Source organism: Streptomyces sp. NPDC085481, from assembly GCF_044541845.1.
Classification (GTDB): domain Bacteria; phylum Actinomycetota; class Actinomycetes; order Streptomycetales; family Streptomycetaceae; genus Streptomyces.
Map to the genome: position 1 here is coordinate 271,348 of NZ_JBITTJ010000001.1, position 13,892 is coordinate 285,239.

Sequence of the window (13,892 nt, forward strand, 5' to 3'; positions counted from 1 at the left end):
GTGAAGGGGTGGGCCTCCCCGCGTGGCACAGATCCGGTGGATCCGGTGACCGTGAAAGGGGAGCGAGATGCCCGGAGAGTCGAGTACCGAGACGGGGACCGAGGCTGCGACGCTCCTCTGCGATGTGCGCGAGCGCGCGCGGGGCGCACTGCTCGGCCTGGCGGTCGGCGACGCGCTCGGCGCGCCCGCCGAGAACCTGCGCCCCTCGGAGATCCGCCGCCGGTGGGGCCGGATCGAGGGCTTCGTGACGGACCGTCCGGCGGGGACGGACGACACGGAGTACGCGATCTTCTCCGGACTGCTGCTCGCCCGGCACGGCTCGGCGCTGACCGTCGCCCATGTCGAACGCGCCTGGCACCACTGGATCGCGGACCTCGACGAGGGCCCGTTCCGCGGCGCGGGCTTCAGCGAGCGCGGCACGCTGGAGAACCTCCGGCGCGGGCTCGCTGCGCCCATCTCGGCGCAGCACCGGCACGCGTGGTCGGACGGCCTGGCGATGCGGGCCGCGCCCTTCGGGGTCTTCGCGGCGGGTCGCCCCGCGGAGGCGGCGCGACTGGTCGCCATCGACGGCAGCGTGAGCCACGACGGCGAGGGCATCTACGGCGGCCAGGCCGTCGCGGCGGGCGTGGCGGCGGCGATGGGCGGCGCGTCCGTGACGTCGGTCATCGCGGCGGCCCTTTCGGTGGTCCCGATGGACTCGTGGACGGCCCGCTCGATGCGCCGCGCGGTGGTCGCCGCCGGACGCGTGCAGCCGGACCCGCTGGAACGCGAGCGCACGGTCCGCTCGGCCGTCGTCATCGGCGGCTACCCCTGGACGGACCTGGCCCCCGAGGCCGTCGCCCTGGCCTTCGGCGCCTTCGCCGCCGCCCGCGGCGACTTCCGCACCTCGGTCCTGACCGCGGTCAACATGGGCCGCGACGCCGACACGACCGCGGCGGTCGCGGGCGCGCTGGCGGGCGCCCTCGGCGGCGTGAGCGCCATCCCGGAGGAGTGGTCCTCGGCCATCCCTCCGGTAGCCGGCAGCTGCCTCCCGTCGATGCGCGGCTACCACGTCCTGGACATCGCGGACCTGCTGACCCCGGAGGGAGACGCCTGATGAGCGCGGACACGACGACGGTGAACACCGTGACACCCGGCCCCGCGGACGGCTCCTCCGCCGCGGCAGACGCCCCCGCCCTGGGGCTGGGCGGCTTCGCCGCCGGCGCCGCTCCCGGGGTGGGCACCGCCGAGGCTCCCGCTGTGGGCAGCCGTTCCGCCGGGGGGCACGGGTGGGACCTGCCCACGACGTCGGGGACGGACCTGCTGGACGGTGTCCGCCGGCACCCTGCGGGGCCCACGGTGCGGGGCACCCAGGCGAAGCGGCGCACCCCCGTCCTGGGCGCCGCCCTCCGGGCCGGCACGCCCGCGCCCCCCGCCAGGGCGAGCCGCGACAGGGTCGAGGGCCTCCTGCTCGGCCTCGCCGCGGGCGACGCCGCCGGCTGGCCGGCCGCCCGCCACCGCGCCGCCCGCATGCCCGAGTGGACCCGCCGTCTCACCCGCGAGCTCGACACCTTCGCCGAGCAGAACGCCACCACCACCCTCCCCGTCCCGATCGCCCTCAACCAGCCCCCCGAGCCCCTCCGGCTCGGCCCGTCCGACGACGCCGAGTGGGCGGTGTTCACCGCCGAGGCGCTGCTCGCCGCGAACGGCCCCCTGTTCCGCACCCTCGCCCCCGAGCGCCGCCTCCGCGCCGCCGTCGACCTCGCCTGGAACGCCCTCGCGAGCCAGGTCGCCGCCGCGGCCGACCGCGCGCCCGAGGTCGAGTCCGCCGTCCTCCCCCTGCGCGCCCGCATCTCGGTCCGCGCCGGCCTCGGCAACCTCGCCGCCGGCCTGCGCCCGCCCGCCACCGGCCACGACAACCCGCACTACTTCGACGACGCCGCCTGCGTCCGCGCCGCCGTGCTCGCCCTGGTCCACCCCGGCGACCCGGCGTCCGCCGCCGAACTCGCCGAGTTCGACGCCCGGTACACCCAGGACGGCGACGGCGTCCACGGCGCCCGCGCGATGGCGGCGGCCACGGCGGCGGCGCTCGGTGGGGCGTCGCCAGACGAGGCGGTGGACGCGGCCCTGCACCAGCTGCCGCCCGCCACCGAGATCGGCCGCAACGGCCGGTACGCCGTCAAGCTGGCCCGCACCGCCGCCTCCGCGTTCGAACTGGTGCCGCTCCTGGAACACCAGATCGTGGACCACGTCTACAGCTACGGCATCGCCGCCGCCGAGACCGTACCCGTCACCCTCGCCCTGGCCACCGCCGCCCGCGGCGAGGTCTCCGCCGCGGTACCGGCCGCGGCCTGCCTCTCCCGCGTCGCGGACTCCGCCCCCGCGCTGGTGGGCGCGCTCACCGGCGCGCTGAGCGGCGGGGGTTCGGTCCCGAAGACCTGGCGGGAGGCGTGCCGCACGCTCGCGGGCTGCGCGCTGCCCCGCCTCGCGGGCACGGATCTCGTCGAACTCGCCGGTCTCCTCGCAGCCACGGAACTGACCGCCCCGGGTGGACAATTCCGACATGACCCCCATTCTGGATGACCGGATCACCGGCAGTCTCGTCGGCGCCGCCGTGGGCGACGCCCTCGGCGGCCCCGTCGAGGGCTACACCCCCGAGCAGATCCTGGAACGCCACGGCGGCCGCGTCACCGGCATCGTCGGCCCCTGGAACGGCGACGCCTGGCGCACCGCCCGCCCCATCGCGCCGTACCACAAGGGCGACGGGCACGTCACCGACGACACCTTGATGACGCACGCCCTGATCAGGGTGTACGAAAAGGTCCGCGACCACCTCGACGCGTACGCCGTCGCGGACCACCTCGTGCCCGAACTGATGGGCCGCCCCGTCTGGATCCCGGAGCTGGAGGCGGAGGCGCTCCCCCTGCAACGCGTCTTCCTCGCCGAGAAGTGGATCGTGACGCGACTCCACTACGGGCATGCCGACCCCCGCGAGGCCGGGACCGGAAACATCGTCAACTGCGGTGCGGCGATGTACATGGCCCCGGTCGGCCTGGTCAACGCGGCCAACCCGGCGGGCGCCTACGCCGAGGCCCTCGACATCGCGGGCGCCCACCAGTCCTCGTACGGCCGTGAGGCGGCCGGCGTCTTCGCGGCGGCGGTGGCGGCGGCGTGCGCTCCGGGCGCGACCCCGGAATCAGTCGTGGAAGCGGCCCTCTCCCTGGCGAAGGACGGCACCCGTTCCGCGATCGAGGCGGTGGCCGAAGTAGCGGACTCCCACCGGGACTTCGAACCCGCCCTGGCCCCCCTGCGCCGGGCGGTCGCCCCCTACGACTCCGTGGGCCCCGACTACCGCGCCCCGTCCCTCGCCGCCCGCCGCCCGTCCCGCCTGCACGCGATCGAGGAACTCCCGATCGCCCTCGGCATGCTCCTCGTCGGCGAGGGCGACTACCGCCGCACGGTGCTGGGCGCCGTCAACTACGGCCGCGACTGCGACTCGATCGCCACGATGGCAGGAGCCCTGGCCGGAGCCCTCCACGGCGAATCCGCCGTGCCCGCGGACTGGTCGAAGCAGGTAGCGGAAGCCAGCCGCCTGGACCTCCACGCCCCGGCGACGTCCCTGACCACGGTGACCCAGGAGATCTTCACCCGGGACACGGCCCGCCGCAGAGCCCACGAGTCGGCATTCGCGGCGCTGAGGGGCGCGCCCCGATGACGGACACCGGCTCAGGGGCGCCCGCAGTCGGCAGCGTCCGGGCGCCGGGTCGGCCGGACAGGGCCGCCGGCCTCCTGCGCCTGACCTGGGTCCAGCCGGAGGACCTGGTGGGCCACGAGCTGCGCCAGGCCGCGGAGGACGGCCGCGACGCCCGCGCCCTCGCCGACCGCTGGTACGCCGCCGGCGGCCACCCCGCCCCGCCGGCCGCCGGCGCGTCCCCCACCCCGCGCCCCGACCTGCGCCCGCTGGCCGAGGAACTCCTGGACACCCTGGCCGAGCTCCCCTCCCCCTCCGCCGAAGGCGAGCCCGCCGCCCTCGACGCGATCGTGGCGCTCTGCCCCGACTGGCCGCGCCCCCCGGAGCCGGGGAGGGTTCCGGACAGGGGCTGCGTGGGGGAAGGCAGCGGGCTGCTCGACCGCCTGCACGCCGCCTGGCTCGGCCGCGCCGTCGGGTGTCTGCTCGGCAAGCCCGTCGAGAAACTGCCCCTGGAGGCCATCCGGAAGCTCGCCCGGGCCACCGGCAACTGGCCGCTCGCCGACTGGTTCACGGCCCGTGGCGTGCCCGCCGCGCTCCTCGCCGCGCACCCGTGGAACCGCCGCTCCGCCCCCACCTCCCTCGCCGAGAACATCGACGGCATGCCCGAGGACGACGACCTCAACTACCCCCTCCTCGGTCTCCTGCTCCTCCAGCGCCACGGCCGCGACTTCACCACCGCCGACGTCGCCCGGCTCTGGCTGGACGAGCTGCCCGCCGGGCGCACCTTCACCGCCGAGCGGATCGCCTACCGCAACCTCCTCGACGGCATCGAGCCCCCGCGAACCGCCTCCCACCGCAACCCGTTCCGGGAGTGGATCGGCGCCCAGATCCGCGCCGACGTGCACGGCTGGACCCGTCCCGGTGACCCCGCGGCGGCGGCCCGGCAGGCGCACCGGGACGCCGTGCTCACCCACACCGGCAACGGCGTCTACGGCGCCATGTTCGTCGCCGCCACGATCGCGGCCGCCGCCACCGGCACCGCCGACGTGCACCAGGCCCTGGCCGCCGGACTCGGTGTCGTACCGCCGGGGTCACGGCTCGCCCGCGCCGTACGCAGCGGCATCGCCGCCGCCCGCGCCACCCGCGACTTCGACGCCGTCGTCGACCGGCTCCACGCCGAGTTCGGCGGGTATCACTGGGTCCATGCCGTACCCAACGCCGCCCTGCTCGCCGCCGCCCTCACCCACGCCGACGGCGACTTCACGCGCTCCGTCTGCGCGGCGGTCTCCGGCGGCTGGGACACCGACTCCAACGGCGCCACGGCGGGTTCGGTCGCCGGTCTCCTCGCCGGCCGGCCCGACCGGCTGCCCGAACGCTGGACCTCCCCTCTCAAGAACCGGCTCTCGACCTCGGTGCCGTCCTTCGACGGCATCGGCTTCGACACCCTGGCCGCACTGACGCACTCGGAGGCAGTACGCCCATGACCAGCATCGTCGTGCTCGGCAGCACGAACATGGACCTCGTGGCCTACGTGGCCAGGGCCCCCGCCCTCGGCGAGACCGTGACCGGCCGCGAGTTCCGCACCGTCCCCGGCGGCAAGGGCGCCAACCAGGCCGTCGCCGCCGCCCGCGCGGGCGCCGAGGTGTCGATGATCGGCGCGGTCGGCGCCGACGACTTCGGCCTACGGCTCCGGGCCGCGCTCGACCACAGCGGCGTCGACACGGACCTGCTGCGCACCTCCGAGGGCCCCTCCGGCACCGCGCACATCGTCGTCGACGACGAGGGCGGCAACGCGATCGTCGTCGTCCCCGGCGCCAACGGCACCGTCACCTCCCTCACCCACGGCGACGAGGCGCTGATCGCCACCGCCGACGCCCTGCTCCTCCAGCTCGAACTCCCCCTCTCCGTGGTCGTCGAGGGCGCCCGGGCCGCCCGCGAGCGAGGCGTCCGCACCGTCCTCACCCCGGCCCCCGCACGCCCCCTCCCACCCGAACTCCTCGCCGCCACCGACCTGTTGGTGCCCAACGAGCACGAGGCCGCCGCCCTCACCGGCCTCGACGACCCGCATGCCGCCGCCCAGGCCCTGCTGGCGGACGTCCCCGAGGTGGTCGTCACCCTCGGCGCGGCCGGCTGCCTGCACGCCGCCCGCGGCAGCCGGCCGGTCACCGTGCCCGCGCCCCGGGTCCGCGCCGTGGACACCACCGCCGCGGGCGACACCTTCGTCGGCGCCCTGGCCGTCGCCCTCGCCGAGGGCCGGCCCGTGCCGCGGGCCCTCGCCTGGGCCTCGGCCGCCGCCGCGCTCTCCGTCCAGCGCGAGGGCGCGTCCACCTCGATGCCGTACCGCACCGAGATCGAGGCCGCAGCCGAGAACCTGGAGGCCGATCCCGTATGACCAGCACACCCGCCGCAGGTAGCTCCGCCGCCCCTCCCCTGCACGGACTGCGCGTCCTCGACCTCGCCACCCTCTTCGCCGGACCGCTCGCGGCGATGATGCTCGGCGACTTCGGCGCCGACGTCGTCAAGATCGAGCACCCCCGCAAACCCGACCCGTCCCGCGGCCACGGCCCCGCGAAGGAGGGCGTCGGCCTGTGGTGGAAGGTCCTCGGCCGCAACAAGCGGACGATGACCCTCGATCTGTCGACCCGCGGCGGCCGCGACACCCTGCTGCGGCTCGCCGCCGACGCCGACGTGATCGTGGAGAACTTCCGCCCCGGCACCCTGGAGCGCTGGGACCTCGGCTGGGAGGAGCTGTCCACCGTCAACCCGCGCCTCGTGCTCGCCCGGGTCACCGGCTTCGGCCAGTTCGGCCCGTACGCCCACCGTCCCGGCTTCGGCACCCTCGCCGAGGCCATGAGCGGCTTCGCCGCGATCACCGGCGAACCGGACGGCCCGCCGACCCTCCCGCCCTTCGGCCTCGCCGACTCCATCGCCGCCCTCGCCACCGCGTACGCCGTGATGACGGCGCTCACCGCGAGGAACACCACCGGCCGCGGCCAGGTCGTCGACATGGCCATCATCGAACCGATGCTCTCCGTCATCGGACCCCACCCCCTCTGGTACGACCAGCTCGGCTACGTCCAGCCCCGCACCGGCAACCGCTCCCGCAACAACGCCCCGCGCAACACCTACCGGACCGCCGACGGCTCCTGGGTCGCCGTGTCCACCTCCGCCCAGTCCATCGCCGAACGCGTACTGCGCCTGGTCGGCCGCCCGGAACTGATCGACGAGCCCTGGTTCGCCGACGGCTCCGGCCGGGCCGCCCACGCGGAGCTCCTCGACGAGGCGGTCGGCTCCTGGATGGCCCGGCACACCCGCGACGAGGCGATGGCCGCCTTCGAGAAGGCGGAGGCCGCCATCGCCCCGGTCTACGACGTCCGCGACGTGCTCGCCGACCCCCAGTTCCAGGCCCTCGACACCGTCACCGAGGTGCCGGACCCCGAACTGGGGCCGATCCGCATGCAGAACGTCCTCTTCCGGCTCTCCGAGACCCCCGGTGCGATCCGCTGGGCCGGCCGGCCGCACGGCGCCGACACCGCCGAGCTCCTCGCCGAGCTCGGCCTCACCGGCGCCGAGATCGACGCCCTGCGCGCCGAGGGGGCCCTGTGATCGAGCCCCCGGGCCAGCCCGTCGCCCTCACCTGGCTCTACGCCCCCGGCGACCGCCCCGCCGTGGTCCAGAAGGCACTGGCCTCCGGAGCCGACGTCGTCATCGTCGACCTGGAGGACGCGGTGGCCCCGGACCGCCGGGCCTACGCCCTGGCCGCCACCGCCGAACTGCTCGCGGACCCCCAGCCCGTACCGGTCCATGTCCGCATCCACGCGCCCCGCGACATCCCATCGCTCGCTCCCCTTCCCGGACTCGTCGCTCTCCGTGTTCCCAAGGTGACACACGCCACTGACATCCACCGGCTCGTCGAGCTCGCGGAGGGCCTCCCGCTCTACCCGCTCCTGGAGAACGCGCTGGCCGTCGAGCACGCGTACGCCATCGCCGCCGCCCATCCCACGGTCCGCGGCATCGCCCTCGGCGAGGCGGACCTCCGCGCCGACCTGGGCGTACGGGAGGACAGCGGCCTCGACTGGCCGCGCAGCCGGGTCGTGGTCGCCGCCCGGGCGGCCGCGCTCCCGCCCCCGATCCAGTCGGTGCACCCCGACGTCCGCGACCTGGCGTCGCTCGCCGCGAGCTGCGCCCGGGGCCGGGCGATGGGCTTCCTGGGCCGGGCCGCGATCCACCCGCGCCAGCTCCCGGTCATCGAGCAGGCCTATCTCCCCACCCCCGACGAGATCGCCGCCGCCGAGGAGGTCGTCAAGGCGTCGGAGACCCAGGAGGGTGCGCTCGCCCTGCCCGACGGCCGCTTCGTGGACGCGGCGGTGGTCACCGGCGCCCGCCGCGTCCTGGCCCTCGCCGCCCGCGGGTCCTGAAACGGAGAGGGCCGCCGGGTCCCTTCGGTCCCGGCGGCCCTCCGCCGTTCCTCGCCGTTCCTTGCACGGGATCAGCGCCCGGTGGCACCCGCGCCGTTGTCGGCGCCGTCCTTCGCGGGAATGTCGTCGGGGGTCTCGTCCGGGGTGTCGCCGGGGGTCTCGTCCGACGGCGCCGGATCGGCCACAGCGGCATCCACGACGGAGTCGTTCTCGCCCTCCCCGGCCTTGTCCCCGGCGGACTCGTCCTTCGTGGACTCGCCCTCCGCCGCCTTGTCGCCGGTCGGCTTCCTCGGCTCCACGATCTCCTCGCGACCCGGGCGCACCTTCGCCGAGATCACGATGTAGGCGACCGCCAGGACGAAGACGATGATCGCGGTCCACACGTTCAGCCGCAGGCCGAGGATGTGGTGCGCCTCGTCGACGCGCAGGTACTCGGTCCACACCCGGCCGGCGCAGTACGCGGCGACGTAGAGCGCGAAGGCGCGGCCGTGGCCCAGCTTGAAGCGGCGGTCGGCCCAGATGACGAGGAGCGCGACGCCGACGCACCACAGCGACTCGTAGAGGAAGGTCGGGTGGTAGAGGCCGGCCTCGCGGTTGGGGCCGGCGGTGATCTTCAGCGCCCAGGGCAGGTCGGTCGGCTTGCCGTACAGCTCCTGGTTGAACCAGTTGCCCCAGCGGCCGATGGCCTGGGCGAGGGCGATGCCGGGCGCGATGGCGTCCGCGTACGCCGGGAGCGGGATGCCGCGGCGGCGGCAGCCGATCCAGGCGCCGACGGCACCGAGCGCGATGGCGCCCCAGATGCCGAGGCCGCCCTCCCAGATCTTGAAGGCGTCGACCCAGTTCTCACCCTCGCTGAAGTACAGCTGGTAGTCGGTGATCACGTGGTAGAGCCGGCCGCCGACGAGGCCGAAGGGCACCGCCCAGACGGCGATGTCGGCGACGGTACCGGCGGTGCCGCCCCGGGCGACCCAGCGCTTGTTGCCGAGCCAGACGGCGACGAAGACACCGATGATGATGCAGAAGGCATAGCCGCGCAGCGGGATCGGTCCGAGGTGGATCACGCCGGTCGACGGGCTGGGAATGTAGGCAAGGTCCATGGCAGGACCGACGCTACCTTGCCGGGCGGGCCGTACGGCAGCCAGCCCGGCAACTTCTCCGTAACGCCGTCGGGCCCAGCGGGCCGTCGGACGTCAGCGGGCCGGGGATCCCGCGGCCGGGGAGGCGGTGCCCGCCTTCTTGCCCTTGTTGGCCTCGGCGACCCACTTCTTCAGGTTGTCCGGGGAGATCTGCTCGTTCCCCTTCGTCGGGAAGATCGATTCTCCGTTGAGCAGGACGGACGGCGTGCCGCGGAATTCGCTGCTGCGGAAGGCGTCGTTCGACTTCTTCACCCAGCCGTCGTGCGTGCCCTCCTCGACGCAGCTGCGGAAGGCGGGGGTGTCGAGGCCGGGGACCTTCGCGGCGAGCTCGACGAGCTTGTCGTTCTTGGCGTAGGCGTCGTCGGTCTCCTGCGGCTGGTTGGTGTAGAGCACGTCGTGGTACGCGGTGAACTTCCCCGCGTCCTGGGCGCAGGCGGCGGCGTTGGCGGCGCGCAGGGAGCCGCTGCCGCCCATGTTCCCGTCGATGAGGGTGGCGAGGTGGTACTCGGCCTTGACGGCGCCGGCGGCCTCCAGCTCGTGGATGGTGTCCCGGAAGACGTTCTCGAACTGGGCGCACGCGGGGCAGCGGAAGTCCTCCCAGATCTGCAGGGTGGAAGGGGCGTCGGGCCTGCCCTGGGGGATGGCGGGCTTGTCGCCGCCGACGGCCCCGGTGGGGGCGACGACGGGGCCGGCCTTGTCGGAGCTGTCCTTGCCGCCGCTGTTGGCGGCGATCACGCCGACGACCGCGGCCAGGCCGAGGACGCCGACGACCGCGGCCGACACGATGAGGACGCGTCGCTGCTTCTCGCGGGCCTTGTCGCGCTCGCGCTGCTGTTGGAGGCGCTCCCGCGCGCTCCGGTTACCGTCACTGTTCTGGCTCACGCCCACAGCAACGAACCGGGGAGGCACGCGCGTGCCTCCCCGGTCTCGAATCCACCCGTACGGGTTACGGGGTGCGGCGCACGCCCTCGGCGAGTTCGGCCGCCAGTTCCCTTACGGCGCCGAGCGCGACGCTCTCGTCGCCGTCGGCGTCGAGGATCCGCTTGACGAAGGCGGAGCCGACGATGACGCCGTCGGCGAAGCCGGCGACCTCCTTGGCCTGGGTGGCGTTGGAGACGCCGAGGCCGACGCAGACGGGAAGGTCGCTGGTGGCCCGGGTGCGGCGGACGAGGTCCGCGGCCTGCTCGCCGACGGACTCGCGGGTGCCGGTGACGCCCATGAGGGAGGCCGCGTACACGAAGCCGGAGCCGGCCGCGGTGATGGTGGCCAGGCGCTCGTCCTTGCTGCTGGGCGCGACGACGAAGACGGTGGCGAGACCGCGCTTGTCGGCGTGCTCGCGCCAGAGGTCGGACTCCTGGACCGGCAGGTCGGGCAGGATGCAGCCCGCGCCGCCGGCCGCGGCGAGCTCCTCGGTGAAGCGCTCGACGCCGTACCGGTCGATGGGGTTCCAGTAGGTCATGACGAGGACCGGCTTGCCGGTGGCCGCGTGGGCCTCCTTCACCGTGCGCATGACGTCGGCGATCTTGACGCCGCCGCGCAGGGCGATGTCGTCGGCGGTCTGGATGACCGGGCCGTCGAGGACGGGGTCGCTGTGCGGCAGGCCGACTTCGACGATGTCGGCGCCGCCGTCGAAGACGGCCTTGATCGCCGCGATGCCGCCGTCCACGGTCGGGAAGCCGGCCGGGAGGTACGCGATGAGCGCGGCCCGGTTCTCGGCCTTCGCCTGGGCGAGGGTGTCGCTGAGCAGCTGCGTGTTGCCCGTCACTTGGCGTCCCCCTGGATCTCGGCGGTGGCGGTCGCGTCGGCGGCCACCTCGGCGTCGGTGTCGTACAGCCCGAAATAGCGAGCGGCGGTATCCATGTCCTTGTCGCCGCGCCCGGAGAGGTTGACGAGGAGCAGCGCGTCCTTGCCGAGCTCCTTGCCTACCTCCAGGGCCCCGGCGAGGGCGTGCGCCGACTCGATGGCCGGGATGATGCCCTCGGTACGGGAGAGCAGGCGCAGCGCCTGCATGGCGGCGTCGTCGGTGACGGCGCGGTACTCGCCGCGGCCGCTGTCCTTGAGGTAGGCGTGCTCGGGGCCGATGCCGGGGTAGTCGAGTCCGGCCGAGATCGAGTACGGCTCGGTGATCTGGCCCTCCTCGTCCTGGAGGACGTAGCTCCTGGACCCGTGGAGGATGCCGGGCTCGCCCGCGGTGAGGGTGGCGGCGTGCTCGCCGGTCTCGACGCCGTGGCCGGCCGGTTCGCAGCCGATCAGGCGGACGGAGGCGTCCGGGACGAAGGCGTGGAAGAGGCCGATGGCGTTGGAACCGCCGCCGACGCACGCGATGGCCGCGTCGGGGAGGCGGCCGGCTCGCTCCAGGATCTGGCGGCGGGCCTCGACGCCGATGACCCGGTGGAAGTCGCGGACCATCGCGGGGAAGGGGTGCGGTCCCGCGACCGTGCCGAACAGGTAGTGGGTGCGGTCGACGTTGGCGACCCAGTCGCGGAACGCCTCGTTGATGGCGTCCTTCAGGGTGCGGCTGCCGGACTTCACCGCGATGACCTCGGCGCCGAGCATCCGCATGCGGGCGACGTTGAGGGCCTGCCGCTGGGTGTCGACCTCGCCCATGTAGATGGTGCACTCGAGTCCGAAGAGGGCGCAGGCGGTGGCGGTGGCCACGCCGTGCTGGCCGGCGCCGGTCTCGGCGATGACGCGGGTCTTGCCCATGCGCTTGGTGAGCAGGGCCTGGCCGAGCACGTTGTTGATCTTGTGCGAGCCGGTGTGGTTGAGGTCCTCGCGCTTGAGGAAGATCCTCGCCCCGCCGGCGTGCCCGGCGAAGCGCGGGACCTCGGTGAGGGCGCTGGGACGGCCGGTGTAGTTGACCATCAGGTCGTTGAGCTCGCGGGCGAACTCGGGGTCGGACTTGGCCTTGTCGTACTCGACGGCGACCTCGTCGACGGCGGCGACGAGGGCCTCCGGGATGAACTTGCCGCCGTAGGCACCGAAGTAGCCCTCGGGGGAAGGAACCTGACCGTCGGGGTCGGGAATGAAGAACTCGCTGGACATGCGACTGCTCCTCGCGGGGCGGGGCCCCGGGTGACGTGGTTGGTGGTCACGGTATGCGCGCGAGCCCCTCACGTACGACAACGCCGAACCCCGGCCGCGGCCTGGTGGCCCGCCGGCCCGGCCCGTGTGGGCAATCGTCCCGCTGGGCGGGACGGGTGGGCACACGGGACGGCGCCCTGCCGTGCCCAGGCTCCCCATCGGTGCGGTACCCACCAGGGCGCGGCGCCCTCGTGGTGGCGGGGGCAGGCACTGGTGCGGACGCGCCCGCACAAGTGGCGCCGTCCCGTTGTGCCCACCCGTCCCGCCCCAGCGGGACGAATGTCCACAACGGGGGTTGGGCCACAGCCAGGGCGGCAGCCCATAACGGGACGACGGGGCACGACGGGAACGGCGACCCGCAACAGGGTGACGGGCCACGACAAGGTCGAGGCGAGGCGCCTCGGCTAGGCGTTGTCGCTGTACGTGGAAGTGGTGCGCGCGAGGCGCGGGCGCCATCGCATGCCGTTGACCTGGCCCGGCTCGTCGCCGATCACATAGCGGACCCGGCGGCCGTGGACACGGCGGGCGGGTGCGCGGCAGCCGCGAGGGCGGCAACCGCGGGCGAGCGGGGCGTGGGCGGGCGCCACGGCCGTACGGAGCCGGGTGCGCCGGCTGGGTACGGCGAGCGCCGTACGGGCCGCCGCGAGCACGCCGGCCGCGTCCCGGACCGGGAGGTCCGGGACGTGCTGCGTGTCGTGGCGGCCGGTCATCGCCGGATCAGCTCCGGCCGTGCCGCAGCGCCGGGTGGGCGCCGGCGGCGACCAGGTCGGCGACGGCGGCCTTCGGGTCACGGCCGGTGACCAGGGACTCGCCGACCAGGACCGCGTCGGCGCCGGCGTTGGCGTAGGCGATCAGGTCGTGCGGGCCGCGGACACCGGACTCGGCGATCTTGACGATGTGGGCCGGGATCTCGGGGGCGACGCGCTCGAAGGTGGAACGGTCGACCTTGAGGGTCTTCAGGTCCCGGGCGTTGACGCCGATGATCCGGGCGCCCGCGTCGACGGCCCGCTCGACCTCGTCCTCGTCGTGGACCTCGACCAGCGGGGTCAGACCGATGGACTCGGCCCGCTCGATGAGGGAGACCAGGGCCTCCTGCTCCAGGGCGGCGACAATAAGCAGCGCCAGGTCGGCGCCGTACGCACGGGCCTCCCAGAGCTGGTAGGCGGTGACGATGAAGTCCTTGCGCAGCACCGGGATGTCGACCCGGGCGCGGACGGCCTCCAGGTCGGCGAGCGAGCCGCCGAAGCGGCGCTGCTCGGTGAGGACGGAGATGACGGCGGCGCCGCCCGCCTCGTAGTCGGCGGCGAGACCGGCCGGGTCGGCGATCGCGGCGAGTGCGCCCTTGGACGGGCTGGAGCGCTTCACCTCACAGATCACCTTGACGCCGTCACCGCGCAGTGCGGCGACGCCGTCCTTGGCCTGCGGAGCCTTGGCGGCGAGCTCCTTGAGCTCGTCGAGGGAGACCCGCGCCTGCCGCTCTGCGAGGTCGGCGCGCACGCCTTCGATGATCTCGTCGAGCACACTCACGCGAGAGGCCCCCTTCCGGGACGGTGACGGTGTTGATGAACACTGATGAACGCTTAT

13 protein-coding genes are annotated in these 13,892 nt (G+C 74.4%); 7 read left to right on the top strand and 6 right to left on the bottom strand.

Going from position 1 to position 13,892, the window contains the following annotated elements:
• Positions 1-67 precede the first annotated feature (67 nt).
• The 7 genes from ACIGEZ_RS01275 to ACIGEZ_RS01305 are packed head-to-tail and all read left to right on the top strand — an operon-like array spanning position 68 to position 8,088.
• Positions 68-1,096: an ADP-ribosylglycohydrolase family protein gene (locus ACIGEZ_RS01275; RefSeq protein ID WP_399824497.1), complete on the top strand. Its 1,029-nt coding sequence runs from the start codon at positions 68-70 to the stop codon at positions 1,094-1,096.
• Positions 1,096-2,562 carry an ADP-ribosylglycohydrolase family protein gene (locus ACIGEZ_RS01280; RefSeq protein WP_399824499.1) on the top strand — a complete coding sequence of 489 codons (1,467 nt, stop codon included), beginning with the start codon at positions 1,096-1,098 and terminating at the stop codon, positions 2,560-2,562. The genes ACIGEZ_RS01275 and ACIGEZ_RS01280 overlap by 1 nt, the downstream gene beginning before the upstream one ends.
• Positions 2,543-3,694, top strand: coding sequence for an ADP-ribosylglycohydrolase family protein (locus ACIGEZ_RS01285; RefSeq protein WP_399824501.1), 1,152 nt, complete (start codon positions 2,543-2,545; stop codon positions 3,692-3,694). Before ACIGEZ_RS01280 ends, ACIGEZ_RS01285 begins: the two co-directional genes overlap by 20 nt.
• Positions 3,691-5,154 carry an ADP-ribosylglycohydrolase family protein gene (locus tag ACIGEZ_RS01290; RefSeq protein WP_399824502.1) on the top strand — a complete coding sequence of 488 codons (1,464 nt, stop codon included), beginning with the start codon at positions 3,691-3,693 and terminating at the stop codon, positions 5,152-5,154. Before ACIGEZ_RS01285 ends, ACIGEZ_RS01290 begins: the two co-directional genes overlap by 4 nt.
• Positions 5,151-6,062, top strand: coding sequence for a ribokinase (rbsK, locus tag ACIGEZ_RS01295; protein ID WP_399824504.1), 912 nt, complete (start codon positions 5,151-5,153; stop codon positions 6,060-6,062). Before ACIGEZ_RS01290 ends, rbsK begins: the two co-directional genes overlap by 4 nt.
• Positions 6,059-7,276 carry a CaiB/BaiF CoA transferase family protein gene (locus ACIGEZ_RS01300; RefSeq protein ID WP_399824505.1) on the top strand — a complete coding sequence of 406 codons (1,218 nt, stop codon included), beginning with the start codon at positions 6,059-6,061 and terminating at the stop codon, positions 7,274-7,276. Before rbsK ends, ACIGEZ_RS01300 begins: the two co-directional genes overlap by 4 nt.
• Entirely contained in the window at positions 7,273-8,088 is an 816-nt protein-coding gene (locus ACIGEZ_RS01305) for an HpcH/HpaI aldolase/citrate lyase family protein (protein ID WP_399824506.1), read from the top strand. Before ACIGEZ_RS01300 ends, ACIGEZ_RS01305 begins: the two co-directional genes overlap by 4 nt.
• A gap of 71 nt (positions 8,089-8,159) precedes the next feature.
• On the opposite strand, the gene lgt is transcribed toward ACIGEZ_RS01305, so the two are convergent.
• The 6 genes from lgt to trpC form a co-directional block, all read right to left on the bottom strand.
• Positions 8,160-9,185 carry a prolipoprotein diacylglyceryl transferase gene (gene lgt / locus ACIGEZ_RS01310; RefSeq protein ID WP_399824508.1) on the bottom strand — a complete coding sequence of 342 codons (1,026 nt, stop codon included), beginning with the start codon at positions 9,183-9,185 and terminating at the stop codon, positions 8,160-8,162.
• A gap of 93 nt (positions 9,186-9,278) precedes the next feature.
• Positions 9,279-10,106, bottom strand: coding sequence for a DsbA family protein (locus tag ACIGEZ_RS01315; protein WP_399824509.1), 828 nt, complete (start codon positions 10,104-10,106; stop codon positions 9,279-9,281).
• 64 nt (positions 10,107-10,170) lie between these two features.
• The gene (trpA, locus tag ACIGEZ_RS01320; RefSeq protein ID WP_399824511.1) at positions 10,171-10,989 is read right to left on the bottom strand and encodes a tryptophan synthase subunit alpha; all 819 of its coding nucleotides are present in this window, start codon (positions 10,987-10,989) and stop codon (positions 10,171-10,173) included.
• A complete protein-coding gene (trpB, locus tag ACIGEZ_RS01325; protein WP_399824512.1) occupies positions 10,986-12,269 on the bottom strand; it encodes a tryptophan synthase subunit beta in 1,284 nt (427 codons plus the stop codon). The genes trpA and trpB overlap by 4 nt, the downstream gene beginning before the upstream one ends.
• A gap of 443 nt (positions 12,270-12,712) precedes the next feature.
• On the bottom strand, positions 12,713-12,895 hold the full coding sequence (gene trpM / locus ACIGEZ_RS01330) for a tryptophan biosynthesis modulator TrpM (RefSeq protein ID WP_399826151.1): 183 nt from the start codon (positions 12,893-12,895) through the stop codon (positions 12,713-12,715).
• 130 nt (positions 12,896-13,025) lie between these two features.
• Complete coding sequence (trpC, locus tag ACIGEZ_RS01335; protein ID WP_399824513.1) at positions 13,026-13,835, bottom strand: indole-3-glycerol phosphate synthase TrpC; 810 nt, start codon at positions 13,833-13,835, stop codon at positions 13,026-13,028.
• Positions 13,836-13,892 lie beyond the last annotated feature (57 nt).